The organism is Mesorhizobium sp. WSM4847 (genome assembly GCF_055811335.1).
This window is the reverse complement of sequence record NZ_JBVVPY010000001.1, coordinates 64,450-90,025: the sequence shown is the minus strand read 5'-3', so window position 1 is coordinate 90,025 and position 25,576 is coordinate 64,450. Positions and strand designations below refer to the sequence as shown.

Here is a 25,576-nt window from a genome sequence, read left to right as displayed (position 1 = left end):
ACGACCTCTAATAAAGATAAGGGACTATTCGCTTGGTCCTTTCCATATAGGCACGGTATTGCGGGCCTAAAGTCTCAAGCATCATACGCTCTTCCTTGTCCACTCTCAGCAGGAAAAGGACGGCGAAACCAATCAAACCGGATATGCCCGCAACCCAGTTCGGCAGCAGAAAGAGCTGGCCGAGCCCCATAAGCAGGAACGAGGTGTACATCGGGTGACGGACCAAGGCGTATGGCCCGGCGCTGACCAGTTCGTGCCGTTCGCGAATCTCGAGCGTGATCGACCAGTTACGGCCAAGTTCCTTGTGGGACATGCGAAAAATCCACAGCGCGGAGCAGAAGATGATGGTTCCGAGCGCCACCGACCACACGCTGGCCGGATGGTCAGCCGCTGCGGGGATGCCGGTGGCGACATAGAAGCCAGGCAGGATCGCCAGGCCAAGGAGAGCCGATGCAAGCCCGACGGTGTCGGAACGCGAGCGGCCGCCAGCTACAATTCGCACGCGCCTTGCCCGGCGCTCGAAGGGATACCGGATCACATACCAGGCAACGAGACCGATCACCCATATGATCTCGCCAAGTGAAGCTACAGAAATGGTCACTTCAGGTCACCGGAGCCTTTTCTCGATCTGGGACCACGATAAACCGTCGCAACGATGTCAGCGTCCGAATTGTCGACCGAAGACATTCAGAGCGCGCTGCATTCGGAGTTGACCGGGCGAATGAGGCGAGAGCGGGTTTGCAAATCGCATTTCAACCGCCGTTCATCTCCCGAAGCTTGGTTATGAATTGTTGCGGCCGGAGCCAGGTACCGGGGGTCTTATACCCCATCGATCTGGCGATGTCCGCTACGAATGCGTTGCAGTTGTAGAGTGAGGCGTGCCAAAGCGGAGAGCTGGCCTGCAGCTTTCGTATGCTCGCGACGACTTTCCTATATTCGGCTTCGGTAAGTAAAACGCGCCAGCTTGCCGACCGGTAGGCATCTTCCAGGTCGCCGTCCGTCCACCCGGTCGTGGCTGGCACGGGCGCCACATGGCCGAGAACATAGACATTGGGATCATCGGACTTCGGAGCGAGCCCCGCGACTTCGGGGTTGACCATCCGTCCCGCCTGGTTCAATCGTCCAAAAATCACGTAGGAATGGCCGTAGGTAAGGGCGTACCGGGAGCGGAACTCGATGAAATGCCGTTGGGCCGCGCGCGCCGGCATCGCCGCGGTACTCAGTGCCCGTTCATTGGACACAAAAGTCGGCTGGGGTTTGTTGTCCTGCGACTGACATGACGCCGCGACAAGCGCGAGCAGGGCCACAATTGTTGAACGGCCACTTACAAGCGTCATCTCATCCAGAACTCCGAGGCAGACCTGGTGCCAGCCTATGCCCGCCAACCGCATGTAGGCTGCGAATCCGGCCTTGGCCCCTGCATATCGATGGGGAAGGGCCTGGCGGCCCTTCCCCAAATCTCCGAAAGCCGGTGCTTATTTAATCACGGGCTCTTCTACGGCAACGGGTTCCGGCGGAGGAGCCTTCCCCTTTCCTTTACCGATCCCGTTCGCGCAGCCACTCAGGCTGGTAACGGCGAGGGTAGCAACCATTACAATCAACATTCTGCTCATCAAGCAATCCTTTCCCCAGGGGCGGAACAGCCTATAGAATCGCCACAAATAAAAAGATATGCAGCCCAACCAAGTTAGCTGCGATCTACACCAAAGCCTAGTGCAGAAATGACACAGTCGGCATTCGGTTGCAGCCGAAATCGTTGCGGTGACGTGCCGGCAGGGCTCACCATGCAACGGAGATCGGGCCTGCCCACCATCAAACCACCACCACCGTCGTGCCCAAAGGAGTCCGTTCGTAGAGGTCGATGATGTCGTCATTTGTCAAACGGATGCACCCGTTCGATACCGCTGTGCCTATCGTCCATGGCTCGTTTGTACCATGTATCCGGAAGTAGGTGTCGCGCCCGTTGCGATAGAGATAAAGGGCACGCGCACCAAGCGGGTTGTTTGGTCCACCAGGGACCCCGCCTGCATACTTCACCAGGCGAGGCTTGCGCCTCATCATGTTGGTGGTGGGTGTCCACGACGGCCAGTCCGCCTTGCGGGCGACGGTCGCTGTACCCTTGAACGAAAGCCCCTGCTCGCCGACGCCGACGCCGTAGCGCGTCGCCCACCCGTCGCCCTCGACGGCATAGAGAAAACGTTGCGAAGTATCGACGACGATCGTTCCAGGCGGCTCGTTCCCGTCGTACCGCACTTGCTTCCGTCGGAAACGAGGATTGAGGCCATTCCTTGGTCCGAACGCGGATGAAATCGGCTCCGTCACCTGCTGTAACGTGGACGTACACCCGGAGAGCATCAGAGCCAGACTTCCCAGCACGAGCCCCCGGCGCGCAATGTTGTGTTCTTCCATTTCTACCTGCTAGGAAACTGGTCAATCTACCGCCCTTCCTCGTCTCTACCATTGCAAGGCCTGCGGGCCAAGTCTCGCTGTGGGGTGGCAAAATGAATTCACAGGATTGACGAGCGAATTGGAGCGAAACTTCTTGCGATAACCGTCCGCCTCTGTTCGGTTAGGCCACAATGGGCATAGGACAGAGACGATGAAGCCTGACTTCCATGGTAAAGTCGCGATTGTGACCGGCGCAGGCTCCGGAATAGGAGCGGCTGTGTCACGGCAACTCGCGCAAGAAGGAGCCGAAATTGTTGTCGCCGACCTTGATGCCGAGGCCGCGCGCTGCATGGCTGCCGAAATAAGCGCGCAAGGAGGCAGGGCCCACGATTTTGCGGTCGATGTCACGGATGCGGCAGCCGTCGAAAAGCTGATCGAGTTCACTGTCCAGAAATGCGGCGGACTGGATATGGCGGTAAACAATGCCGGCATCGACGGCGTTCGAAAAGCGACGGCAGACTATCCGCTCGACAACTGGCACAGGCTGATGAACGTCAATCTGAATGGCGTTTTCTACAGCATGAAGTACGAAATCGCCGCCATGCTGGATCGAGGCGGAGGCGCCATCGTGAACATGTCCTCAATTCTCGGTTCCGTCGGCTTGCCGACTGCGTCCGCATACACGGCAGCGAAACACGGGGTCGTTGGGCTGACCAAGGTTGCTGCGATTGAATATGCGAGGATGGGCATCCGGATCAATGTCGTCGGCCCCGGCTGGATCGAAACGCCTCTTCTATCGGAGCAAGCGGAGGCATTAGCCAATACCAGGCGCATGGCAGCCCTTCAACCGATGGGCAGGCGCGGCAAACCGGAAGAGGTAGCGGCTCTTGTGTGCTTCCTGTTGTCCGATCAGGCCAGCTTTATCACTGGCAGCTACCATCTGGTCGACGGAGCTTACACCGCCCATTAGCGCGTCGTGGCTGACGCTGGCGCCCAAAAGACGCGGCGCTCAGCGGCGTTTCTTCGCCTTGCCGGCGAACGGATTTTCCGAGGTCCGCAAGGCGATGCGGATCGGCACGCCGGGCATGTCGAAGGCTTCGCGCAGGCTGTTGGAGAGGTAGCGGACATAGGATTGCGGCATCGCGTCCGGCCGCGAGCAGGACACGACGAAGCCTGGCGGCCGCGTCTTGGCCTGGGTGACATATTTGATCTTCAGCCGGCGACCGGCGACGGCAGGCGGCGGATGGTGCGCCAGGATGCCTTCCAGCCAGCGGTTGAGCTTGCCGGTCGAGACGCGGCTGTTCCACACCCTGTGCGTCTTGATGACGGCATCCATCAGCTTGTCGAGGCCGCGCCCGGTCTCGGCCGAGACCGGCACCGCCTGGACGCCGCGCGCCTGCGGCAACAGCCGCTCGGTCTTCTCGCGCAGTTCCGCCAGGAGTTCCTGGGGGTGGTCGATCATATCCCATTTGTTGAAGGCGATCACCGGCGCGCGGCCCTCGCGGATGATCAGGTCGGCGATCTGCAGATCCTGCTTCTCGAAGGGAATGGTGGCGTCGAGCACGATGATGACGATCTCGGCAAAACGGATGGCGCGCAAGCCGTCCTGCACCGACATGACTTCCAGCTTTTCGTGGATCCGGGACTTGCGGCGCATGCCGGCGGTGTCGAACAGTTTCAGGCGGCGGCCATGCCAGTCCCAGTCGACGGAGATGGAATCGCGGGTGATGCCGGCTTCCGGACCGGTCAGGAGCCGCTCCTCGCCGATCAGCGCATTGATCAGCGTCGACTTGCCGGCGTTCGGACGGCCGACGACGGCGATGCGCAGCGGTTTGGTATCGTCATAGCTCGGCTCGGCATCCGGATCGGTGATGTCCTCGCCGATCAGCACCTCGCTGGCGGCGGCCTCCTCGTCGGCATCTTCTTCTTCGCCGAAGGCGCGCGCCTCGCCCAGTGCTGATATCACCGCATCGCGCAAATCGGGCAGGCCCTGGCCGTGTTCGGCCGAGACCGGGATCGGCTCGCCAAGGCCGAGTTCCCAGGCCTCCAGCATGCCGCCCTGGGCGCCGCGCGCCTCGGCCTTGTTGGCGACGACGACAACCGGCTTGCCGGACTTGCGCACGATCTCGGCGAAGGTCTTGTCGTCAGGCATCAGCCCGGACTTGGCATCGATGGTGAAAAAGATCAGGTCGGCTTCGCGGATGGCGATCTCGGTCTGGGCGCGCATGCGGCCCGGCAGCGTCGAAGCAGCGGCATCTTCGAAGCCGGCAGTGTCGATGACGTCGAAATGCAGATCGTAGAGTTTGGCGGCATGGACGCGACGATCGCGGGTGACGCCCGGCGTATCATCGACAAGCGCCAGCTTCCTTCCCACCAGCCTGTTAAAAAGGGTCGATTTGCCGACGTTAGGCCGGCCAATGATGGCGACTTTGAACGTCATCTGTCACGACACGCCGCCCGACCCACGGATCAGCTCGGACATCAACGTGGCCCGCTCGCGCGCGTTGCGCGGGGCGCTGTCATCCGAGGCAATCTGGTCGAACAGTTTCAGTGCGTCCGTCGCCTTGCCTTCCTTCCAGGCGGCAAGGCCGAGCGCCTCGCGCGCCGTATGGCGCAGCGGATTGGTGTCGGCGGTGAGCGTCTCGACTCGGCTCGAAACATCGGCGAACGAACCGTGGTCGACGAGCAGCAGCGCTGCCCTGAGGCGCGCCATATCGCGGAGACCCGATGGAATGTGCGCATCGGCGGCGACCTCGTCGAAGTCCTTGACGGCGGCGGCGACGTCGCCCTTGTCCGCCTTGACTGTTGCCGCCCGCATGCGGGCGAGCAGCGGATAAGCGCCGTAGCCATCCTTCTCCAGCGCATCGAGGGCCGCCAGCGCTTCGTCGCTCTTGCCTTCATTGGCGAGCTTCAGCGCTTGCGAGAAGGCATCGCCCGAGCGATTGGCGCGGGTCTCGTCCCAATAGCGATAGCCGACGAAGGCGGCGGTGCCGACCACAACCAGTATCGCGAGCGCAAGCAAGGCAGGACCAAAACGGTCCCACAGCGCATGCGCCTGATCGCGACGCATCTCTTCATTGACTTCGCGGATAAAACTGTCGTCCGACATCTCAAAACCATCCTGCCCGCCTCAGGGCGGTTTAGAGCGACGTGCGTCCATGGAAAGTACGCTCTAACACTTTGAATTTGCGCATCGTGTTTCCTGAAAAAAAATCAATTCTGCACTTCAGGCCGATGCGGTAGCCCGCGTTTTAGCGAAATTTTGCCGGCATGGAAGGGGTTCGACCGGAAAATCGGCTAATCGCCGGACGACGATGTAAAGGATGACTGCAAAGGGCGACCGCACCCACGCCACATTTCGCCGATAGCCGGTGCGCGAACCCTCCTCAAAATCCAGATCAGACACTGATGCCTCGTTTGTCCCGCGCTGTTGCGTTTTCGATCGCGTCGCTTGCTGCGGCGGGCGCTGCTGTCGCCGACCCGCCAGCGCCGGCAAAGCCAAAGCAGGCCGTCCTCATCTCGTTCGACAGCGCCCGCGATATTTTGCAATGGAAGCGCAGCCGGGCGCTGGCCCAGCGCACCGGCGCCCATTTCACCTACTTCGTGTCCTGCGTCTTCCTGCTCTCGCCGGAGACGCGCAAGCAATACACGGCGCCCGGCAAGGCATCAGGCAAATCCAATATCGGCTTCGCCGCCTCGAAACAGGAAATCGCTGACCGGCTCGAGCAGATAAACCTTGCCGCCTCGGAAGGCCATGACATCGGCAGCCACGCTTGCGGCCATTTCGACGGCAAGGACTGGAACAAGGCCGACTGGCTGAGCGAGTTCGGTTCGTTCAAGCGCATTCTCGAAAATGCCTATTCGATCAACGCTATTACCTCCGAACCCGCAGGCTGGCGCGAAATTGCACGTAAGGCGGTTGGCTTTCGCGCACCCTATCTGTCGGCAAACAAGGCGCTCTACGAGGCGCTGCCAAGGGCGGGCTATTGGTTCGACGCGAGCGGTGTGTCGCGCGGCCCTGCCCGGCCACCGACCAGCGACGGCATCACGCGCTTCTCACTGCCGAAGATTCCGGAAGGTCCTGACACAAGGCCGGTGATCGCGATGGACTACAATCTCTATGTCAGGCATTCCGGCGGCTTCGAGCGGCCGAGCCAGGCGGACGAATTCGCCAACCGGACCCATGACGCCTTTCGCGCCGCCTTCGAAGCGCAATATCAGGGCAAACGCATTCCGCTGGAACTCGGCTTCCATTTCACACTGATGAATGACGGCGCCTACTGGAAGGCGCTCGAGCGCTTTGCCGGCGAGGTCTGCACCAGGCCCGATGTCGAGTGCATCAGCTATCGCGACTATGTTTCGCGCCAACGCCGGCAAAAGTGGGCGTCGGTGGGCGGCTGAACCGAAAGCGCTCGCCGCCCCGTCACTCTCAACTTACCGGCTGATCCTCAGGCCGCAAGCCGGCTCGCTCTCGCTCCAGATAGGCCTGGTCGATTTCCGGCAGCGGCGCCCCTTCAAGTGTCGCCTCGAAGGCGCGCAGGCGCTTGTAGATGGATATCAGCTCGACGATGGTCGGCCAGGAATTCACGAGATATTGGAACGAAGTGGCGACTTGTGAAAAGGCGGTGACAATCTGCTGGAAAACGCCAAATGTTATCTTGCCGATTGCCAAGGTCGGAACAAGAATAAGCGTGGCGAATACGTTGTCGACTTGAAGGTATAGATAGCGTACCATGTCGAAATAGACATAGTGTGCATAGAGAGTGAAATAGTTCTTGCGAACATTTCTGAAAAGCTCGGCCAGAGTTGGTGGCTGCGCTCGTGCCGTGTCGTCCTCGCCGAGGACAAGTTCCTTGCGCAGCGCGGCTTCAACCCGCTGATTGCGAAATTCCAACCCGGGCAGCCTGACGCCGACGACTGCCAACAAGCCAGTGCCAAACAGCGACCAGGTGATCGCCGCAATGACCAGCGGATAAGGGATTGCTCCGACGATTGGGAGCGTTGAGACATGGAGAGAAAGGGAGGCCAGCAAGGGCAGGAATGCAATCAGGGTCATGATGGAGTCGATAAAGTTCACGCCGAGCCCCTGCATTGTGCCGGAGAAGCGCATCGTGTCGTCCTGAACGCGCTGCGACGCCCCTTCGATATGGCGCAGCCGCGGCCAGTAAGCGGTAAAATAATCGTTCATCGCGGTGCGCCAGCGAAACACATAGTGCCTGACGAAAAAGACGTTCAGGACGGCAATGCTCATATAGACCAGCGCCAAGGACAGAAACTGCCATACTCCGTAGTACAGCTCGGCAGGGGTAACGGAGCCCGGCGTGGTCAGCGCCTTCTGCACCATGTCGTAAAACATGCCGCGCCAGTCATTGAGCGCCACGCTGATCTGCACGATGAAATTGGTGACGAAAATAATCAAACCAGAGCCAAGGATCGACCAGTTTTGCCAGCGATGCGGGGAATACAGCGCCCAGAAAAGGTAGAATACGCCCATACCGGCGAAGAAATATCCGTAAAACCAGAGGAATGCCGGCGTCAGGAATCTTATCGGGCTGATGACTGGTGCTGCCTGCGGGTCGACCGGCGGCATGCCGAGCATCGTGCCAAGGTGCTCGCCGCCGAAAAACCACAGGAGGACGAGCAGAAGGCTCCAGGCGACGGCCGAAGTGAAAAACAACTTCGGCTGGGGGAAGAAGGATACGAACACTGTTAGGAAATCCTCGGTCGATGCGCAAATCAGCGGCGTTGCTGTTCAGCGGGCATAAGGTCACACATCGATCGGAATGAAAATGGCCGGTGCGTGATGCCCGGCACCGAGCAAGACCACAATCATGGCGATTTTGGCGCAGCCGACCAGATGACCGCGCCGGAGACAAGCAGCACGGCGGCGGCCACGATCGATGCGAGGAAGAAGTCGCCCGAGGCTTCGGCAAGCAGGCCGGCGACGATCGGACCGATGATCTGACCGAGGCCGAAGGAGGCCGTCATCAACGCCAGGATCCGGCGTGGCGCTTGCGGGGCAAGCTGCCTTCCGCTCTGTAAGCCGAGCGCGGTGATGGCGATGAAGGTGCCGCCAAGCAGAAACCCGCCAAGCAGCGGCCCCACGTGTCCGCCCATAGTGACGCTCGCGCTGACCCCAACCACCTCGACGAGGCACCCCCAGGCATAAGCCCGGTAGAGCCCGATCTTTGCCGCGATCTTCTGCCAAAGCCAGACCGATGGAATCCCGGCAAGGCCGGTGACCATCCACACCACGGCCTCGAAGACGCGGCCGCCGCCGCCCTGCCGGACGATGGCGACCAGGAACGTCGCCGTCACGATATAGCCGAAGCCGAACAGCCCGTAGGCGACGATGATCTTCACCAGCGCGCGGTCCTTTGGCAGCGCCGGTTCGCGACCATCGGCGCCGTTGGCGGTCGCAGTGCTGCCGAGCAGCAGCATCACGACGGCAATGGCGCAGGCCGAGATCGCGGCGGACCAGAACCAGCCCGCCGGCCAACCGGCATGTCCGGTGACGAGTGTTGCCATCAGCGCCGAGGACGCTGCTATGCCAAGGCCGACGCCGCCGAAATGCAGCGCCTGCAGGTCGTTTCGGCCGACCGCGGCGAGATGGCCGAAAACGATGCTGGACATGAACACAAGGACGAAGGCGCTGGCCACACCGGCAAGAAAGCGGATGACGAGAAAGGCCGCCATCGTGTCGGCCAGGCCCATCAGCCCGGTGAGGACTGCGGTGGCGGCAAGACCGGCAAGCATCAGCAGGCGCTCGCGACCGTGTGCCCAGCCGCCGACGGCTGCGAGCGCGCCAACGAGATAGCCGAGATAGTTGGCGGACGCGATCCAGCCGGCATCGGCCGGCGTCAGGCCAAGTTCCTCCATCATGCCGGGCAGGATCGGCGTATAGACGAAGCGGCCGATGCCCATGGCAACGGCCAGGGCAATCATGCCGGCGAAGGCGAGGCGCAAAGGGGACGGCGAAGCGATGTTCATTGCAGTGCACAATAGGTGCACGAGCCGGTGAGACAATCCGCCTTTTATTGGGCCAGGGCGGGTTGCAAGGACCGTATCCGAGCGCCGCGGCGGTACAGAACGAACGTCGGCGATGCTTCGCGCCCCTCTCTGCCCTGCCGGGCATACCCACGAGGGGGGAGATCGGCAGCTTCGGCGCCGGCTCTCCTTCTTCAACTTCTGGAGATTTGGCGAAAGCGGAGATGAAAGCCAATCTCCCCCTGGTGGGGGAGATGTCCAGCAGGACAGAGGGGGGCGCTGTCCCGCGAACGTTTCCGCAGCGACCGCCCGCAGTCCTTTTCGGGTCTAATTAAAGTCAAATCCTCTGTGTGCGGAGGATTTCAGCCGCAGCCGACCTGGCCAGTGCCCGTCTCGTAGGCCGTGCGCCGGGCTGTCATCCGGAATGGCAGGTCGCCGAGTTCGCGCTCCGACATGGTGTCGAGCACAGGATGCGACAGCGGATCGGTGGCCCATCGGGTGGCCTCGCTTTCATGCGACCGGCTTTGCCGCGCGCCGGCAGCGGAAAAGACCCCGAGCAGTGACAAAATCTTCATCGTATTTTTCCTCCACAGGTCTGCTTGTTCCTTAAAATTTGCCGTTCCTCCCCGCAGTTCAATTGAGATTTCAACCGTGCCGGTTTAGAAAAACTGTATGGCCATGCTGAACCGCGTCCACCTCAACGGCCTGCGCGCCGTGGAAACCGTCGCCCGCCTGGGATCGCTTTCGGCTGCGGCGAGCGAACTCAACGTGTCCGCCAGCGCCGTCAGCCAGCAGGTCAAGCGGACGGAAGCGCAACTTGGCCAGGCGCTGTTCGAGCGAACGGCAAGCGGTCTGGTGCCGACCGAATTCGGCACCGTCTTCACCGCCCGGCTCGGGGCAGGTTTCCGCGAGCTCGCCCAAGCCGTGGCGCTCGCCGACGAGGCCTCCGAATGCACGCTGGTGGTCTCGGTTGCGCCGGCCTTTGCCTCGAAGTGGCTGCTGCCTCGACTGTCACGCCACTTCGCCCGGCATCCGAATGTGCTTTTGCGTATCGACGCCTCGGTGCGGATTGCCGATCTCGATCGCTCGGACATCGACATCGCCATCCGGCTTGGCGACGGCAAATGGCCGGGCGTGCGCGCGCAACTGCTGCTGGCGCAGGAAGTCTTCCCGGTCTGCGCCCCGGTGATCGCCGACAAACTGAAATCGATCGATGATCTCGCCCTGACCTGCGCGATCACCGACGAAAAAGCGATGATCAGCTGGGAAAGCTGGTTCGAGGCGGCCGGGGTGAAGCCGGTCAGCTTCCTCAAGGGCGCGCGCTTCACCGACCCGATGCTGTGCCTGGAATCGGCGATCGCCGGCCACGGCGTCATGCTCGGCTGGCAATTGCTGACGGCTGATGCTCTCGCCGACGGCCGGCTGGTCGCGCCGTTCGGCGTCCGCGCCGAGAGCGGGCTGGGCTACTGGCTGGTGACCTCGGCCAGCAAGAGCGAGAGCCGCAAGGTGCGCGATTTCAAGATCTGGATCCGCGAGGAGATCGAGGCGACGATGGCGCAGTTCGGCGCGCTCGCCGGCGCGGCCTGAGCAGGCCCGGTCGATCACGGTGGAAAGACCGATGGCACCGGTCTATGTAAGAACCAGGCTCCCACATCGCGACAGGCAGGATCATGACCACACATTCGCGCGGCGTTTCCGCAACGATCGACCCGGTGAAGCTCGACAGGCTGGCAGAAGTCGCCATCAAGGTCGGGCTGCAATTGCAACCGGGGCAGGACCTGGTGCTCACATCGTCGATCGCAGCGCTGCCTTTGACGCGGCGGATCGTCGAGCACGCCTACAAGGCCGGCGCCGGCCTGGTGACGCCGATCTTCAACGACGACGAGATGACGCTGGCACGCTTCCGCTACGGCGCCGATGCCGGTTTCGACCACGCCGCCGGCTGGCTTTACGAGGGCATGGCCAAGGCCTTCGCCAACAATGCGGCGCGGCTGGCCGTGCGCGGCGAGGATCCGTCGCTGCTGTCGGCGCAGGATCCGGCGAAAGTGGCGCGCGCCAACAAGGCGAACTCGATCGCCTACCAGCCGGCACTGGAAAAGATCACCGGCTTCGACATCAACTGGAACATCGTCGCCTACCCCGACCTGGCCTGGGCCAGGCAGGTGTTTCCGGGCGACAGCGACGACGTCGCGGTGGCGAGGCTCGCCGACGCGATCTTTGCCGCCTCACGGGTCGATGTCGACGACCCGATCGGCAACTGGAAGGCGCACAATGCGGCTCTTCGCAGCCGCACCGAATGGCTGAACGGCCATAATTTCCATGCGCTGCATTTCACCGGACCCGGCACCGACCTGACCGTCGGCCTGGCCGACGGCCATGAATGGATGGGCGGCGCCTCGACTGCCAGGAACGGCATCACCTGCAACCCGAACATCCCGACCGAGGAGGTTTTCACCACGCCGCATGCAAGGCGCGTCGAAGGCCATGTTACGAGCACCAAGCCGCTGTCGTACCAAGGCACGCTGATCGACGGCATCGCGGTGCGTTTCGAGCAGGGTCGCATCGTCGAGGCCAAGGCCAGCCGCGGCGAGGATGTGCTGAAAAAAGTGCTCGACACCGATGAAGGCGCACGCCGGCTCGGCGAGGTCGCCCTGGTGCCGCATTCCTCGCCGATCGCGGCGAGCGGCCTGCTGTTCTTCAACACGCTGTTCGACGAGAATGCCGCCTGCCATATCGCGCTCGGGCAGTGCTATTCGAAGTGCTTTGTCGACGGCGCCTCGCTCACTCAGGACGAGATCGCGGCGCGCGGCGGCAACAAGAGCTTCATCCATATCGACTGGATGATCGGTTCGGACAAGGTCGACATCGACGGCGTCGGCAAGGACGGCGGCCGCGTGCCGGTGATGCGCAAGGGCGAGTGGGCGTAAGGGCGAGTGGGGGCGTAAGCAGCCGCCAGCAAGCCGTGATGGCCAGCAAGACGACATGGCCAGCAAGACGACATGGCGGCCAACCCCGGAGTTGGCAATGAAACTCGATATCAGGGTCAAGCGCATCTACGAGCCGGCCTCGCCTGGCGATGGGCAGCGGGTGCTCATAGACCGCCTATGGCCGCGCGGCGTCCGCAAGGAAGACGCCGCGCTGACACTGTGGCTGAAGACCGTCGCGCCAAGCGATGAACTGCGCAAATGGTTCGGCCACGAGCCGACGCGCTGGATGGAATTCCAGCAGCGCTATCGCGGCGAGCTCGACAGGAACAGCGAGGCGGTCGGCCAGTTGCGCGCCCTGCTCGACAACGGCCGGGTGACGCTGCTCTACGGCGCCCAGGACGAGTTGCACAACAACGCAGTGGCTTTGGCTGATTATCTCAGCCTGAAGGGCTGAGGCAGCGCTCTGCCGACGCCGTCATCGCTAGCTCAGGCGACACGCAGTTCCGTGGCCGCATCGAAGAGGTGCACCTTGCCCGGCAGAACCGAAAGGTTGATCGCGGCGCCGGCGTTGCGGCGCTCGTCACGCGGCACCACGGCGACGGCGTCGTATCCCGCCACGCGCAAATGAATCTGGACATCCGCGCCGGTCGTTTCGGACAGCACGACCTCGCCCTTGATCTCACCCGTATCCGAAATGCCGAGATCGTGTGGCCGGACGCCCATGATGACTTTTTGGCCTGGTTTTGCCTTGATCTGCGGTGACAGGCCGATCGACACGCCTTCGGCGACGAAGCGAGGACTGCCGCCTGCGGTCTCGACAGCGCCGGCGATGAAGTTCATCGACGGCGAGCCGATGAAATCAGCGACATATTTCGAATTCGGGCGCTCGTAGACCTCGTCGGGCGTGCCGATCTGCATGATCCTGCCGGCGTGCATCAGCACGATCTTGTCGGCCATCGTCATCGCCTCGATCTGGTCATGGGTGACGTAGATCGTGGTCGTGCCGAGACGATTATGGAGTTGGCGGATTTCCACGCGCATATGCGTGCGCAGCTTGGCGTCGAGATTGGAGAGCGGCTCGTCGAAAAGGAAGACGGCGGCATTGCGCACCATGGCGCGGCCCATGGCGACGCGCTGGCGCTGGCCACCCGACAGTTCCTTGGGATAGCGCCCGAGGTAGGGCGTAAGATTCAGGATTTCCGCCGCCCATTCGACCTTCTTCCTGATCTCCGCCTTTGGCACTTTCGCCACTTCGAGGCTGAAGCCGATGTTGTCGAACACCTTCATTGTCGGATAGAGCGCGTAGTTCTGGAACACCATCGCGATGTCGCGATCGCGCGGGTGAACGTCATTGACCCGCCTGTCGCCGATCAAAAGGTCGCCGTTGGTCACGCGCTCGAGCCCGGCCGTCATGCGCAGGAGCGTGGTCTTGCCGCAGCCCGACGGCCCAAGAAGCACGACGAATTCGCGGTCGGCAATGCCGAAGGAGATATCCTTCATCACCTCGACATGGCCGAAACTCTTGGCGATGTTCTTATATTCTACGGTGGCCATTCTCTGTCTCCAGACGCCCGGGTCAGGGTCGTCAGTATTTCTGCCTGGTCGGCGTGATGACGATTTCCTGCACGAGAGCGTTTTGTGGCAGCTGGTAGGTGTGCAGCATGAGGTCTGCGACGTGCTCCGGGCCGATGCCGCCGCCGATCTTGAGCTTGTTGGCCTTGTAGTTGGCGAGTGTCTGCGGATCGAGGACACCGCTCAGAACCTCGGTTTCGATCACCCCGGGCGAAAGCACGACGACGCGGACGTCATAGTCGGAAAGATAGTCGCGCAGCGATTCCGACACGGCGTGAACGAAGAATTTCGTCCCGCAGTAGACCGTATGATCCGGATAGACTTTTCGGCCGGCGATCGAACTCATCATGAACAGCGTTCCATGACGGCGCTCCATCATGCCCGACATCACGGCGTGGACCGAATTCAGCACGCCTTTGGTGTTGATGTCGATCATCTCGTCCCATTCCTGGGGCGGCTGGCGGCCTATGTCGGCAAGCCGCGCAATGCCGGCATTGGCAAACAGCATGTCGACCGGTCCGTATTCGGCTTCCGCCTCCTTCACGGCAGCCGCGATCGCGGCGCGGTCGCGGACATCGACCTGCCGAGCCATGCTGTCGGGCAGGTTCAGCGCCTCCATGCGCTCCAGACGGCGGGCCATCATCAAAACAGGGTGGCCGGCGCGGGAAAACGCCTTGGCGACCGCCTCGCCGATACCAGAACTGGCTCCTGTCACTGCTACGAGCTGTTTTCCAGCCATGGCTTTCCTCAATCGAAATTGTCGATACCCCGGGCTGGCGGCCTTCGGGCAGCCAGCCCGGGGGAAGACTCAGCCCTTGGCGACGAGATCGTCGACCTGCGTTTTCAGGGCGTCGAGCGACTCCTTGGCCGAGCCCGACTGGCCGGCGAAATATTTGCCCAGCGCAACCGGGATCATGTCGCTCGAGAGTTCTGCCCATGCCGGCAGGTCGGGCTCGGATCCCATGTAGTTGGCGATGGTGTCGCGCACGACCGGCAAGTGGCGGGTCGTGCCGGCGCCGACACGCGCATTGGCCAGCACTCGCGGATCGTCATAGACGCTGGTGCGCGTTGGCCCGGTACCGCCGCCCAGAACGGTAATCAGCGCCTGGGTGTCGGCAGAGGTCGCCCACTGCATGAAAATCCAGGCGGCGTCCGGGCTCTTCGAGTATTTCGATACCGCGAGCGAAGAGCCGCCCTGGTGACCAACGCCCGGAATTTCGCCGAACCCGGTCTGCTCGACGGTGCGCAGCGTCGCGGCAGGTTTCGGCGGAACCATCGCTTCCATCAGGCCCGAGACCTTGGAGGCCTTGGGATCGTCGAAGAACGGGAAGAATTCGCCCCAGGACAGCATCGAGGCGGCGACGCCCTGGCCGACCGACTGGCCCTCGCCATCCCATGTCCAGCCGTCGACGCCGGGCGGCATCGTCGCCTTGAGCTTGTCCCAGTAGGCCATGGCAGCCAAGCCGGCGTCGTCATTGCCGGTGAACTTGCCGTCGGGGCCGAAAATCGAACCGCCATGGCCCCAAAGCCACGCCGTCCAATCGCATTCGAGGCTGTAATGGCCCGATTTCATCTGGCCGCTGGTGCCGTACATGTTGGGGCCCTTGGCGTCGGTGATCGCCGCAGACGCCTTCAGCAAATCGTCCAGAGTCGCCGGAGGCGGCAGCTTGAGCTCGTCCCAGATGTCCTTGCGGTACTGCATGATGAAGATCGGGATGTCGTAGGGCACGCCGACCATGCGGTCCTCGTACATGGCGATACCGTCGACGAGCGGCTTCAGGAAGTCGTCGATGTTGTAGTTCGGCATTGCCAGGTCGGCGTTCTTGAGCTGCTCGCGCGGATCGAAGACGTCCTGGCTGAAGCTCGCCGCCCAGCTCTGGTCGATATAGTAGAGGTCGTAAGTGCCGAGGCTCGAAGCCACGTCAAGGGTCAGCTTCTGCAGCACCTGCTCGAGCGGCAGCACTTCGATCTCGACCTTGATGCCGGTAGCCTCCTCGAAATACTGCTTGAGCTGCGTGGCGATGGCATTGGACGGCGGTGTCGATTCGGTGGCGAGACGGAGCGTCGTTCCGGCAAAGGGCTTGCCGACATCCGAGAGCCATTTGGTGATTTCGGCGCTGGGCTTCAGTTCCTGTTCCTGAGCCGATGCCTGGCTGATGCCGTACAACGGACGCCGTCCCAGGCCCATGCCGAGCGCGCCGGCGCCGAGGCCGAGAATGCCTGCTGCGCGAAGAAACGAGCGGCGGTCCATCTGTCCGCGAACGAAGCGGTCGGTGACAGAGGCAAGATGCGTCTTTCTGATGCTGTCTTTCATTGTCTACTCCTCCGGTTTAATTCGCGATTTTCTCAAGGCTGCGAATTCGAGCCTCCCATCTATTGTTTCAACGATCCCATCGTGAGACCGCGCACGAGGTGCTTCTGAACCAACAGAATGAAGATGAAAGCGGGAATGATGGAGGCGGCGCCAAGCGCGGCCATGTTGCCCCAGGCGGTGCCGATCGAGGTGACGAAGGTCGACGAGACGACAGGCACGGTCTTGAGCGACGTGGTGGTCAGGGTTAGCGCAAAGAGGAATTCGGTCCAGCTGAAGATGAAGCAGAGCACCGCCGTGGCGGCGATGCCGCCCTTGGCCATCGGCAGCACGATCCTGCGAAAAATCATGAAGCGGCTGGCGCCGTCGACGATGGCGCTCTCGTCGATCTCGGAAGGAATGTCGTCGAAGAAGCTCTTCATCAGGAGGACGGCGAGCGGCAGGTTCATCAGCGCGTGGATCAGCACCATGCCGGTATAGGTGTCGATGAGACCGAAATTCTTGTAGATGAAGAACATCGGCACCGCGACCGCGACGGGCGGCATCATGCGCGTCGACAACACCCAGCCGACGAAACTGTGCCGGCCGCGGAAGTTCATGCGCGACAGGGCATAGGCGGCAAGCGTGGCGACGGCGACGGCGAGCACGGTCGACAGCGTCGCGATCACAATCGAATCCCAGACGCGGGGCGCCATGTAGAAATTGCCGCCGCCCGGCGTCACCGTGATGCCGCCGCTGCCCAGCGAAATCCCGAACACCTTCTGGAAATTGTCGAAGGTCGGCGTGAAGGCGAACAGTTTCGGCGGCCGGTTGAAGATGTCATTGCCGTGTTTGAACGCCACCGACGTCCAGTAGTAGATCGGAAAGAAGAAGATTGCGACCACAACCCAGGCGGCGATGGTGCGAAGCATGCGGGTCGAGAAGGAGCCGTTCATTCTACCACCTCACCTTGGCGATACGGATGAAGAGGTTGGCAATGACGAGGATGATCACCAAGGTGACGAGGCTGAGCGTGGCTCCATAGCCCCATTTTACGAAGCTGAACGTCTGCTGCCATGCATAGAGGGACAGCGAATAGGTCGACGCTCCCGGCCCGCCGGAGGTCATGACGAAGACGTAGTCGAAGACGCGGAACAGATCGATGCCGCGGACCAGCACGGCGATGGCGATCACCTTCGACATCATCGGCAGGGTGATGCGCCGGAAGATCTGGAACGACGAGGCGCCGTCGATCATCGCGGCTTCGTAAGGCTCCGGCGGCAGCGCCCTGAGACCGGCAAGGAAGATGAGCACCATGAACGGCGTCCACTGCCAGATTTCCGCGACGAGAACGCCGGCAAGCGCGGTCGACGCGGTGGCGAGGATGGGGTTGTTCGAATTGAGCAGTCCGATCGACTGCAGGAGATAGCTGATCACGCCGAACTGCGGATCCTCCATCAGCAGATACATCATGCCGACAATGGCCGGCGGGATGACGAGCGTCATCGTCAGCACGCCGCGCAGGAATCCGAAACCGAAGCCGTCGCTGTCGAGGAGCAGCGCGATCGCCATGCCGAGCACCAGCTCGAAGATCAGCGCGATGGCGAAATAGGTGAAGGTGATGACGAGCGACTGCCAGAACCGCGTGTCGTTCCACAGCTGCACCCAGTTTTCCGTTCCGACGAATTCGAGCGCCCGCCGGCGCGGGACGAACTCATGGAAGCTCAGCCAGATGTTGTAGATGAGAGGATACACGGTGAAGACAAGCAGGATCGCCACCAGCGGCAGCAGCCAGGGCAGCGGGTGATCCGAAATGACGAAACGTCTGGCTTGGGCAACCCGCACGCGTTCCTCCCGAACCGCTTCGTTTTGCGATGCACAAATGTTCATATCTTGTGCATTTGTTCAAATGCTATATCGTCGCCCTGTCTGTGGCAAGCACTTGTTGGCCGGCTACAGCGGCATTCGGATGGGTGCGCCACAAGCATCGGAGGACCCTCATGACGTCGATCGGTCTGCTGGCACGGGTTGCCCATCAGTATTTCGTGCTGGGCGAAACGCAGCAGGCCATCGCCGAGCGGCTGCAGATCAACCGCACCAAGATCCACAGGCTGCTGGCGGAGGCGAAGGAGCGCGGCATCGTCTCGATCCGCATCAATGCCGGGACGTCCCAGGCGCTCGAAATGGAAGAACAGCTCAGGCGGAAGTACCGGCTCGACATATGCAGCGTCACACCTGATGACACCGGGTCGGAACTCGGGCTCTCCGAAGTGATCGGCATCTATGCCGCGCAGACCGTCGAGACGCTGCTCAGGGACGACATGACGGTCGCCATGGCGTGGGGCCGAACCATGCGATGGCTCGCTTCCAACATCGAGCCGGTGGCGCTCAGAAACGTTACCGTCGTGCCGCTTCTCGGCTCGCTGTCGCGCCGGTCGTCGATCGACAAATACGACGCGGCCGCCGTCTTTGCCCAGCGCACCCAGGCCGAATCCTATTATCTCCCCGGACCCATCATCTGCGACAGCCGTGAAAGCCGTGAGACGATCCTGCAGCAACCGAGCGCGCGCGAGGTTATCCAGAAGGCGCTGAACGCCGACCTTGCGCTGATGAGCGTCGGCGGCACAACCAGTTCGACGCTGCGGAGCGTCGGTTACATGACCGACGAGGAATTCGACGATATCCTGAGACTGAAGCCGATCGGGAACTTTCTCGGCTATTTCTTCGACCGGGACGCCGAACTCATCGACCATCCCGTCAACGAGCGCATTGTCGGGGTCTATCCTCGCGACACGCTGAACATTCCCAAGCGCATCCTCGTTTCCGGCGGAAAGAACAAGGTCGGCATCATGACCAAGCTCTTGGAAAAGGGATTCTTCACCGGCCTCATCACCGACCAGGGGACGGGCAGTTCGCTGTGACCGGCCGGGGTTGCGGCGGCAGCCGAAGCTGCCGTGCGATGTTGCCTGGCGCATCGCGCCCGCTTGCCTAAGCCGTCCCTGGTTCGGTTCCATCGCCTGCAGAACATCCTTTTTTTTGCGTCTATTGCAGTCCGCATTTTTCGCGCCCGCCGATCAGCCCAATCCCGACCTCCGGTTCGCCAGGATCATATCGGCAATCTCGACGAAGCCGCGGCCACCCCGCGACCTGGCGACGAAAGCGGGTTCGGCGTCGATCTGTCCCTGGAAATCCACCACATTCGCGACCCCGAACGCGTTCGGAAAGAACCCGAACATCGGGGCGTCGTTCGGGCTGTCTCCAACGAAAGCATAGGCCTGCCTTTCAGCAACGAGATCGGTTCCCAGCCTCTCGCTTGCAAAGCGGCGCGTCATCGCCAGCTTGTCGTATCGGCCAAACCAGCCGTTCACATGGATCGACGAAATCTTGGCGACAGCGCCGGCCTCCTCGAAAATCTGCTTGATGCGCCTGGCATCGGACAGCGGCAGCGCCGGAACATCCTCGCAAAAGTCGATGGCCAGGTCGGCTTCGCGATATTGCTGGTCGGCGGATACTGCCGAACCCGGCACCTCCTGGACAATGCGCTTTTCCAGTTCGGTGAGCCTGCGCCTGTTTTCCCGGCGTTCGTCAGCGCTTGCCGCGAAAACCCGGATCATCTTTCGCGTTGCCTGATCATAAGCGAAGTAAAAAGCGCCATTTTCGCCTACCACGCCGGTGACCGGCCAGAACCGGGCAATCATGTCGCACCAGCCTGCCGGTCTCCCGGTAATGGGAGCAACGACAAGGCCCGCCTCGTGCAAGCGTTCGAGCGCACGGTAGGCGTCGGCCGGAAGACGACCCTCAGTGGTCAAGGTGTCGTCGATATCGCAGAAGACGCCGCGAATGCGCGATGCAGTTTCGGGTCCGAATTCGGCGAGGTCGCGCATCCGGTCAGACTTCCCCACGCGCAAAATCCTCCAGCATTCCTGCATCCGCAGCAATGTCGAGGAACGAGAAGCGATTGCGCATCTCCCGGCAATGAACGACGGCTTCGCGATAGAAATCGGCCGGCGTGCCCAATTCGCCCGCTGAAATCGGCCCGCCGGTCGATTTCAGCAGGAACTGCATCTCGTCGACAGGCACCATGAATTGCTTGAGCTCCTGCCTGAGTGTCGGCCAGAGCTCCTGCAACCGCACGTTGAATGCCGCGGCGGCAGTCTCGTCGAAGGCCTTCTTCTTCAGTTCGTCGAGACATTGTGCGGCGACAGCCGGGCCCATGCGACGGATCATGTCGTCAGGATCGATCTTCGTCGCCTTCACCAACGGCGGCTTGTCGCTTGCAAGCATTGCCTGCTGCAATCGCGCCATGGTGAGCGAAGCGACGCCGACCTGGGTGCCGTGCAGCGTGCCGGGGTGACGCTCGCCGGCGAAACAGTCGATGTAGTGCGATATTTGATGCTCGCCCATGGAACCGTGATTGGAGACGCCGGTGAAGGAAATTCCGAGACCGCAGAGCGTCAGCACGCGATAGAGGTAGCCATTGGCCTCGATGTCGTGTTCGGCAAGCTTTGCCGCACGCTGGTTGAGCGCCGCCTCATCCTTTTCCTGGATGAGAAACGGGACCTGATGGTAGGCCGTGCCAAGCAGGCGGTGCGACATCCACCAGTCGATCTGGGCGACCGAGCGGCAAAGGCAGTCACCGAACCCCGCTGCCGACAGATAGGTCGGGGCGGCAGCGGAGACGCCAAGATCGACGAAAAAGCCTGATGGGGCGTGGGAAGGCAGCGATACCTTCAGGCCGCTTTCGAGTGTGATGGACGCAGTCGTCGATGTGTAGCCGTTCATCGAACCGGCCGTCCCGAACACGCAATAGCGCCGTCCATTCCTTCCGGTGACGAACTTGCAGAGATCGTTGATCGTCCCAGAACCGACCGCGACCACGGCGTCTGCATCGGCGAGTTTGACGGCCAGGCTTTCGACATTGGCCATGTCGGCATGTGGGTGATCCAGGATCACCACATCGACAGGGCCGAGCGTCTTCAGTTCGCGCGCAACGCGCTCGCCAAGCGCATCATAGGTGGCGCCATCCGCCACGACCGTGAACCGCTCGCCCAGATCGAGCTCCGAAACGAGATCGGCCGCCCGCCCTTCGAGGCTTTCTTCAATGACAATCCGGTCATACGGGACCACCGCCTTTTTCCCGGTCTCCGGGTTGGTCCAGCGCCCGTCCAAAATGTCGTCGATTAATGTCGTCCAGTATCCGGCTGCCGGATTCGTCATGGCGTCCTCATTCTGGGGCAACCCTCTAATCGAGGCGGAGGAGCGTTGCGTCATTGAACAATAGTCATCTATCTCTGTCTTTTGTCAAGCATTCGCCCGCGACGCTTGACTTCGTTCTGCAAACCTGCGGAAAAAGGGACATGAATGCCAACGCCGACATCGACATGGTCCGACCATCTGGGCTCTCGGCACTGCCGCCCGAATTCGACAGCGCGGTGGCGTGGGCTGCCTGGCTCTACTATGTCGACCAGCTCAACCAGAGCGATGTGGCCAAGGTCATGAACGTCTCCAGGGCGAGCGTGGTGCACTATCTGCAGGAGGCACGCGAAAGCGGACTTGTCGCCGTGCAGGTCGATCACGACGCTTTTGCCCGCACCTTGACCTCGCGGCGTCTCATGGAAAAATACGGGCTTCGCGGCGCCGCGGTTATCCCCGACCTTGATCCAAACGATGCCGACCGCCGCATCGGCGAAGCGGCAGGACGGCTGCTGGCGTCGATGGTCGATCCGGGCGACACGATCGGCGTTGCCTGGGGAAAAACGGTGCTCGCTGCCGCCCGCTCGATCCCACGACTACGGCATGATCGGAACCTCACCGTCGTCCAGCTCTCGGGAAGCTCGATCGGCACCAGCGATTTCTCGCCGGAATTCTGCACCTCGCTGATGGCCAACCGGCTCGGCGCCCGCTGCATAAACCTGCTTGCCCCGGCGATCGTCTCCACCGACGAACTGCACGACCAACTCATGCAGGAGCCGATGCTCGTCAACCAGTTCCGCATGATCCATGCCGCCGGCAAAGTCATCTTCGGGATCGGCGATATCGGGCCGGAGAGCACCTATGCCCGAGCCGGGATATCGGATGCCGCCGCACTTGCCGGCATGATCGAGCAGGGCGCGCTCGGCGTCATCATCGGGCGGTTCATCGACGCCCAAGGAGCCCCTTTCGCAACACCGCTCGACGGACGCACCGTCGGCATCACGCTCGATGAATTGAAAGCGGTGCCGGTCCGCATCTGCGCCGCCGGTGGCGCCCGCAAGATGGCGGCGATCAGGGCCGGGCTCGGCGGCGGATATGCGACACATTTTGTCACCGACCTGGCCACCGCGAACAGTCTCTTGGAATAACCGGCACTTGGACCAACCAGCACCGGTGGAACTCATCGTCTCGGGAGGACAATCATGGGCAGCAGCGACGGACCTCTTGTCGTCGGCCTCGACAGTTCCACCCAATCCTGCAAGGCGATTGCCTGGAGCCGGGACGGACGAGCCGTGGCGGAAGGCCGGGCGCCGCTCGAACTGATGAAGCCGAGGCCGGACTATGTCGAGCAGGAGGTCACCGACTGGTGGCGGGCCGCAACAGCGGCGCTGCGACAGCTTGTCGACGCGGTCGACGCGACACGCATCGCCGGGATCGCGATCTCCAACCAGCGCGAGACCGTTGCCCTCATCGACGGCGCCGGCGCGCCGATCGGACCCGCCAGCCTGTGGCTCGATGAACGCGCCGCCGGGCTGGTCGACCGTTTCGCGGCGGAGATCGGCCGTGAGCGACTGCACCAGATCACCGGTAAGCCGATCGACGTGACGCCGGTCGTCTATCGCCTGAAATGGCTGCGCGAGAACGAGCCGGAACGGTTGGACCAGGCGAACAAAATCCTCGACGTGCATGGCTATCTGACGCTGAGACTGACGGGAACGCCAAGCGCGAGCTGGACCAGCGCCGATCCGTTCGGTCTCTTCGACATCTCGCGCAAGGCATGGTCGCAGCCGATCCTCGATCATCTCGGCATCAAACCGTCGCAACTTCCCAATGCGGTGCGGTCCGGCACGCGAGTCGGGACTGTTCATGCCGCAGCCGCCGCCGCAACCGGCCTTTCGGAAGGAACCCCGGTGATTGCCGCCGGCGGCGATGGGCAATGCGCCGGGCTCGGCGTCAATGCCATGCGCGACGGCGTCGTCTATCTCAATCTCGGAACCGCGATCATCGCGGGAATCTGGTCGCCAGAACCGGTGGTCGGCGCCTTCTGGCGCACCATGACCTCGCCAACCGGCGATGGCTATTTCCTCGAGGCCGTGCAGCGGGCGGGTGTCTATTTCGTCAACTGGTTCGTCGACATGTTTGCCGGCGGGCGCTCCGATCCGGCGATCTTCGACCGCCTCGAAAGGGAAGCGGCGGCCGTGCCGATCGGCGCGGACGGACTTCTCGCCGGCACCACCCTGGTCGGCTGCATGGACCCGCACTGGGATCCGAGCGCACGCGCCAGCTTCATCGGCATGCACCCCTCGCACACGCTCGGTCATTTTTATCGTGCAGGGCTCGAGGCAATGACGCTGCAAACCGCCCGGGCTCTCGAAGAGATGCGCAGCCATGGTCTTTCGCCGGCGCAAATGGTGGCGATCGGCGGCGGCGCCAACAGCAGGCTTTGGACAAAGATGATTGCGGACGCGACCGGGATCGCGATCCATAAGGGTCACAATGCCGAAGCCTCCTCGCTCGGCGCAGCGATCAGCGCGGCGGTCGGCATCGGATGGTTCGAAAGTTTTGCTGAGGCTGCGGATGCGATGACGAGCATTGCCGAGACAATCGAGCCCGACCCCAGCTGCCGCGCAGCGTGGGACGCGCTCTCGGCCAGGCAGGCCAAGGTCTTTTCCGCTACCCAATTCGCCTGGCGAACTGGAGCGTGAAAAGCGTCCGTCCGGCTACTTCAACCCACCTACCGCCTGCTGATAGACATCAGGCTTGAAGCCGACGAGGATACGATCGCCGAGATCGAGGACCGGCCGCTTGATCATCGTCGGTTTGGCCAGCATCAGCGCCTTGGCCTTCCTCTCGTCGAGGCTCAGCCTGTCCGTGTCCGACAGTTCGCGAAACGTCGTGCTCGACTTGTTGAGCAGGGTTTCCCAGCCGACCTTGCTGGACCAGCCGTCGAGCCTATCCGCCTCCAGCCCCTCGACCCTGTAGTCGTGAAAACGATAGGCGACATCGTGGCTTTCCAGCCAGATACGCGCCTTTTTGATCGTGTCGCAATTGGTGATGCCGTACATGGTGATCGTCAATATTTTGGCCCTCGGGCTGGTCGCTCATCGAATCAGCCGCACCCTAAACCACCGTTCAAGCATTGCCAGCCCCGCAGGCATGTGACGCGAGGAGACGACATGACCGTGGCAACAAACCTGCACTCCACCAGCCAGCAGTCGATCGACCGTGTCTTCCGGGCGCTTGCCAATCCAACGCGGCCGCCGAGCTGTCGAGCGACTGAACAGAAGCCCCGTCTCGGTCAGCGAGCCAGCTCAGCCGTTCGATATGGCCTGCCCTCCTTGGTCGAGCATCTCAGGGTTCTGGAAATCCGGTTTCAGCCTCAATAATAGAAGCGCTCTTCGGCAATTTTGCCGTTCTTGACCGTGTACAGACCAACCTCATCCATGCTGACACGCTCGCCTGTAGCCTTGGGCGTTATGTCAAACTTGAAGCGCACTGCGAACTGGTCGCCGTTGACATATGGGCCCTCGACCGAGCCGTCATGAACTTCGTTGTTCTCCTCCCACCACTGGCCCTTCTGCTTCACGGCCTCCTTGCCATTGCAGACCGCCATCGGCCCTTCCATAGCTTCGTAGCTGACGATGTCGTCGGCCTTGTACTTTTCAGCCGCAACATCGTTCTGACCTTGCTTGAGCAGATCTGTGAAATCCTTGGCAATTTCCGCGGTGGTCATATGATCCTCCTGTTCAGGCTAATGGCCTGCAATTGTCGCCCGCTTTTGATGCGACGAAGGCGTGAAACAAAACAGGAACAAACTGGAGCGTCAAGTGGAGATCGAGTCGGCCGGGTAAGGCCGGTGCTCGTATGTAATGCGCTTTTGCATTACGTTTGCTGCCAATCAGGAGATTCTGCCATGACGACACTGACCGTAACGGCACGGGGGCAGGTCACTTTTCGGAAAGAAGTGCTTCAACACCTCGGCATCAAGCCAGGAGATAAAATCGAACTGGATTTGCTGCCGTATGGCCGCGCAGAGCTAAAGGCATCGCGGCCGATGGGATCGTTTCGGGACCTTCATGGCTTCCTGAAAGGGAAGACGAATGGCCAAGCCCTCACTATTGAGGAAATCAATGAGGCAATTGCCGAGGCTGGTGCCGCCACCGGGACGGGCAAGGAATGAAGATCACGGCTGGATACGAATGTTCCGCTCCGCGCCTAT

The 25,576-nt window shown here is 61.9% G+C and carries 27 protein-coding genes; 9 read left to right on the top strand and 18 right to left on the bottom strand.

Annotation, left to right across the window (positions count from 1 at the left end):
* Positions 1 to 7: 7 nt before the first annotated feature.
* The 4 genes from AC0L28_RS00420 to AC0L28_RS00405 all read right to left on the bottom strand — a co-directional run bounded on the left by AC0L28_RS00420 (position 8) and on the right by AC0L28_RS00405 (position 2,409).
* Positions 8 to 595 carry a protein-S-isoprenylcysteine O-methyltransferase gene (locus tag AC0L28_RS00420; protein WP_031254999.1) on the bottom strand — a complete coding sequence of 196 codons (588 nt, stop codon included), beginning with the start codon at positions 593 to 595 and terminating at the stop codon, positions 8 to 10.
* A gap of 157 nt (positions 596 to 752) precedes the next feature.
* Positions 753 to 1,337 (bottom strand): hypothetical protein, encoded by a 585-nt coding sequence (locus AC0L28_RS00415; RefSeq protein WP_031255001.1) that lies wholly within the window; start codon positions 1,335 to 1,337, stop codon positions 753 to 755.
* Between the two features lie 138 nt (positions 1,338 to 1,475).
* On the bottom strand, positions 1,476 to 1,613 hold the full coding sequence (locus AC0L28_RS00410; protein ID WP_084646669.1) for an ABC transporter: 138 nt from the start codon (positions 1,611 to 1,613) through the stop codon (positions 1,476 to 1,478).
* Positions 1,614 to 1,812: 199 nt separating this feature from the next.
* Entirely contained in the window at positions 1,813 to 2,409 is a 597-nt protein-coding gene (locus tag AC0L28_RS00405; RefSeq protein WP_023799405.1) for a L,D-transpeptidase, read from the bottom strand.
* A gap of 190 nt (positions 2,410 to 2,599) precedes the next feature.
* Here AC0L28_RS00405 and AC0L28_RS00400 point away from each other — a divergent pair, with 190 nt between their 5' ends.
* Positions 2,600 to 3,358, top strand: a complete 759-nt coding sequence (locus tag AC0L28_RS00400) for an SDR family NAD(P)-dependent oxidoreductase (protein WP_023799406.1) — start codon at positions 2,600 to 2,602, stop codon at positions 3,356 to 3,358.
* 39 nt (positions 3,359 to 3,397) lie between these two features.
* Here the strand turns inward: AC0L28_RS00400 and der are convergent, their stop codons facing one another.
* Both der and AC0L28_RS00390 read right to left on the bottom strand, forming a co-directional pair.
* A complete protein-coding gene (der, locus tag AC0L28_RS00395; protein ID WP_473474926.1) occupies positions 3,398 to 4,828 on the bottom strand; it encodes a ribosome biogenesis GTPase Der in 1,431 nt (476 codons plus the stop codon).
* A 3-nt stretch (positions 4,829 to 4,831) separates the two neighbouring features.
* Positions 4,832 to 5,497 carry a tetratricopeptide repeat protein gene (locus tag AC0L28_RS00390; protein WP_419696208.1) on the bottom strand — a complete coding sequence of 222 codons (666 nt, stop codon included), beginning with the start codon at positions 5,495 to 5,497 and terminating at the stop codon, positions 4,832 to 4,834.
* Between the two features lie 299 nt (positions 5,498 to 5,796).
* On the opposite strand from AC0L28_RS00390, the gene AC0L28_RS00385 reads away from it, so the two are divergent.
* The gene (locus AC0L28_RS00385) at positions 5,797 to 6,789 is read left to right on the top strand and encodes a polysaccharide deacetylase family protein (RefSeq protein ID WP_473474924.1); all 993 of its coding nucleotides are present in this window, start codon (positions 5,797 to 5,799) and stop codon (positions 6,787 to 6,789) included.
* A gap of 28 nt (positions 6,790 to 6,817) precedes the next feature.
* Here AC0L28_RS00385 and sbmA read toward each other — a convergent pair whose 3' ends face one another.
* The 3 genes from sbmA to AC0L28_RS00370 form a co-directional block, all read right to left on the bottom strand.
* Positions 6,818 to 8,095 (bottom strand): peptide antibiotic transporter SbmA, encoded by a 1,278-nt coding sequence (gene sbmA / locus AC0L28_RS00380; protein WP_473474922.1) that lies wholly within the window; start codon positions 8,093 to 8,095, stop codon positions 6,818 to 6,820.
* A 122-nt stretch (positions 8,096 to 8,217) separates the two neighbouring features.
* Entirely contained in the window at positions 8,218 to 9,378 is a 1,161-nt protein-coding gene (locus AC0L28_RS00375; RefSeq protein WP_473474920.1) for a YbfB/YjiJ family MFS transporter, read from the bottom strand.
* 359 nt (positions 9,379 to 9,737) lie between these two features.
* Complete coding sequence (locus AC0L28_RS00370; protein ID WP_023799412.1) at positions 9,738 to 9,950, bottom strand: hypothetical protein; 213 nt, start codon at positions 9,948 to 9,950, stop codon at positions 9,738 to 9,740.
* 97 nt (positions 9,951 to 10,047) lie between these two features.
* Here AC0L28_RS00370 and AC0L28_RS00365 point away from each other — a divergent pair, with 97 nt between their 5' ends.
* The 3 genes from AC0L28_RS00365 (at position 10,048) to AC0L28_RS00355 (ending at position 12,756) form a co-directional block, all read left to right on the top strand.
* A complete protein-coding gene (locus AC0L28_RS00365) occupies positions 10,048 to 10,962 on the top strand; it encodes a LysR substrate-binding domain-containing protein (RefSeq protein ID WP_287213787.1) in 915 nt (304 codons plus the stop codon).
* 83 nt (positions 10,963 to 11,045) lie between these two features.
* Entirely contained in the window at positions 11,046 to 12,302 is a 1,257-nt protein-coding gene (locus AC0L28_RS00360) for an aminopeptidase (RefSeq protein WP_287251837.1), read from the top strand.
* A gap of 97 nt (positions 12,303 to 12,399) precedes the next feature.
* Positions 12,400 to 12,756 carry a DUF488 domain-containing protein gene (locus AC0L28_RS00355; RefSeq protein ID WP_473474917.1) on the top strand — a complete coding sequence of 119 codons (357 nt, stop codon included), beginning with the start codon at positions 12,400 to 12,402 and terminating at the stop codon, positions 12,754 to 12,756.
* A 32-nt stretch (positions 12,757 to 12,788) separates the two neighbouring features.
* Here the strand turns inward: AC0L28_RS00355 and AC0L28_RS00350 are convergent, their stop codons facing one another.
* The 5 genes from AC0L28_RS00350 to AC0L28_RS00330 form a co-directional block, all read right to left on the bottom strand.
* Positions 12,789 to 13,856 carry an ABC transporter ATP-binding protein gene (locus AC0L28_RS00350; protein WP_473474916.1) on the bottom strand — a complete coding sequence of 356 codons (1,068 nt, stop codon included), beginning with the start codon at positions 13,854 to 13,856 and terminating at the stop codon, positions 12,789 to 12,791.
* Between the two features lie 31 nt (positions 13,857 to 13,887).
* On the bottom strand, positions 13,888 to 14,613 hold the full coding sequence (locus tag AC0L28_RS00345) for an SDR family oxidoreductase (protein ID WP_473474914.1): 726 nt from the start codon (positions 14,611 to 14,613) through the stop codon (positions 13,888 to 13,890).
* Between the two features lie 69 nt (positions 14,614 to 14,682).
* Positions 14,683 to 16,188, bottom strand: a complete 1,506-nt coding sequence (locus AC0L28_RS00340; RefSeq protein WP_473474912.1) for an ABC transporter substrate-binding protein — start codon at positions 16,186 to 16,188, stop codon at positions 14,683 to 14,685.
* 59 nt (positions 16,189 to 16,247) lie between these two features.
* Entirely contained in the window at positions 16,248 to 17,120 is an 873-nt protein-coding gene (locus tag AC0L28_RS00335; RefSeq protein ID WP_473474910.1) for a carbohydrate ABC transporter permease, read from the bottom strand.
* Between the two features lies 1 nt (position 17,121).
* Entirely contained in the window at positions 17,122 to 18,009 is an 888-nt protein-coding gene (locus AC0L28_RS00330) for a carbohydrate ABC transporter permease (protein WP_031255008.1), read from the bottom strand.
* 155 nt (positions 18,010 to 18,164) lie between these two features.
* Here AC0L28_RS00330 and AC0L28_RS00325 point away from each other — a divergent pair, with 155 nt between their 5' ends.
* Positions 18,165 to 19,085 (top strand): sugar-binding transcriptional regulator, encoded by a 921-nt coding sequence (locus AC0L28_RS00325; protein WP_023799422.1) that lies wholly within the window; start codon positions 18,165 to 18,167, stop codon positions 19,083 to 19,085.
* Positions 19,086 to 19,238: 153 nt separating this feature from the next.
* Here the strand turns inward: AC0L28_RS00325 and AC0L28_RS00320 are convergent, their stop codons facing one another.
* Both AC0L28_RS00320 and AC0L28_RS00315 read right to left on the bottom strand, forming a co-directional pair.
* On the bottom strand, positions 19,239 to 20,048 hold the full coding sequence (locus tag AC0L28_RS00320) for an HAD-IIB family hydrolase (RefSeq protein ID WP_023799423.1): 810 nt from the start codon (positions 20,046 to 20,048) through the stop codon (positions 19,239 to 19,241).
* 4 nt (positions 20,049 to 20,052) lie between these two features.
* Positions 20,053 to 21,381, bottom strand: coding sequence for a sn-glycerol-1-phosphate dehydrogenase (locus AC0L28_RS00315; RefSeq protein ID WP_287226026.1), 1,329 nt, complete (start codon positions 21,379 to 21,381; stop codon positions 20,053 to 20,055).
* 140 nt (positions 21,382 to 21,521) lie between these two features.
* Between AC0L28_RS00315 and AC0L28_RS00310 the strand changes: the two genes are divergently transcribed.
* Together AC0L28_RS00310 and AC0L28_RS00305 are read left to right on the top strand one after the other, a co-directional pair.
* On the top strand, positions 21,522 to 22,505 hold the full coding sequence (locus tag AC0L28_RS00310; RefSeq protein WP_287179744.1) for a sugar-binding transcriptional regulator: 984 nt from the start codon (positions 21,522 to 21,524) through the stop codon (positions 22,503 to 22,505).
* A 54-nt stretch (positions 22,506 to 22,559) separates the two neighbouring features.
* Entirely contained in the window at positions 22,560 to 24,062 is a 1,503-nt protein-coding gene (locus AC0L28_RS00305) for a xylulokinase (RefSeq protein WP_128167729.1), read from the top strand.
* A gap of 15 nt (positions 24,063 to 24,077) precedes the next feature.
* Here the strand turns inward: AC0L28_RS00305 and AC0L28_RS00300 are convergent, their stop codons facing one another.
* Together AC0L28_RS00300 and AC0L28_RS00295 are read right to left on the bottom strand one after the other, a co-directional pair.
* Positions 24,078 to 24,434 carry an ArsC family reductase gene (locus AC0L28_RS00300; protein ID WP_031255011.1) on the bottom strand — a complete coding sequence of 119 codons (357 nt, stop codon included), beginning with the start codon at positions 24,432 to 24,434 and terminating at the stop codon, positions 24,078 to 24,080.
* A gap of 302 nt (positions 24,435 to 24,736) precedes the next feature.
* On the bottom strand, positions 24,737 to 25,090 hold the full coding sequence (locus AC0L28_RS00295; RefSeq protein ID WP_128167731.1) for a nuclear transport factor 2 family protein: 354 nt from the start codon (positions 25,088 to 25,090) through the stop codon (positions 24,737 to 24,739).
* Positions 25,091 to 25,270: 180 nt separating this feature from the next.
* On the opposite strand from AC0L28_RS00295, the gene AC0L28_RS00290 reads away from it, so the two are divergent.
* Positions 25,271 to 25,537 carry an AbrB/MazE/SpoVT family DNA-binding domain-containing protein gene (locus AC0L28_RS00290; RefSeq protein ID WP_023799429.1) on the top strand — a complete coding sequence of 89 codons (267 nt, stop codon included), beginning with the start codon at positions 25,271 to 25,273 and terminating at the stop codon, positions 25,535 to 25,537.
* Positions 25,538 to 25,576: the final 39 nt, after the last annotated feature.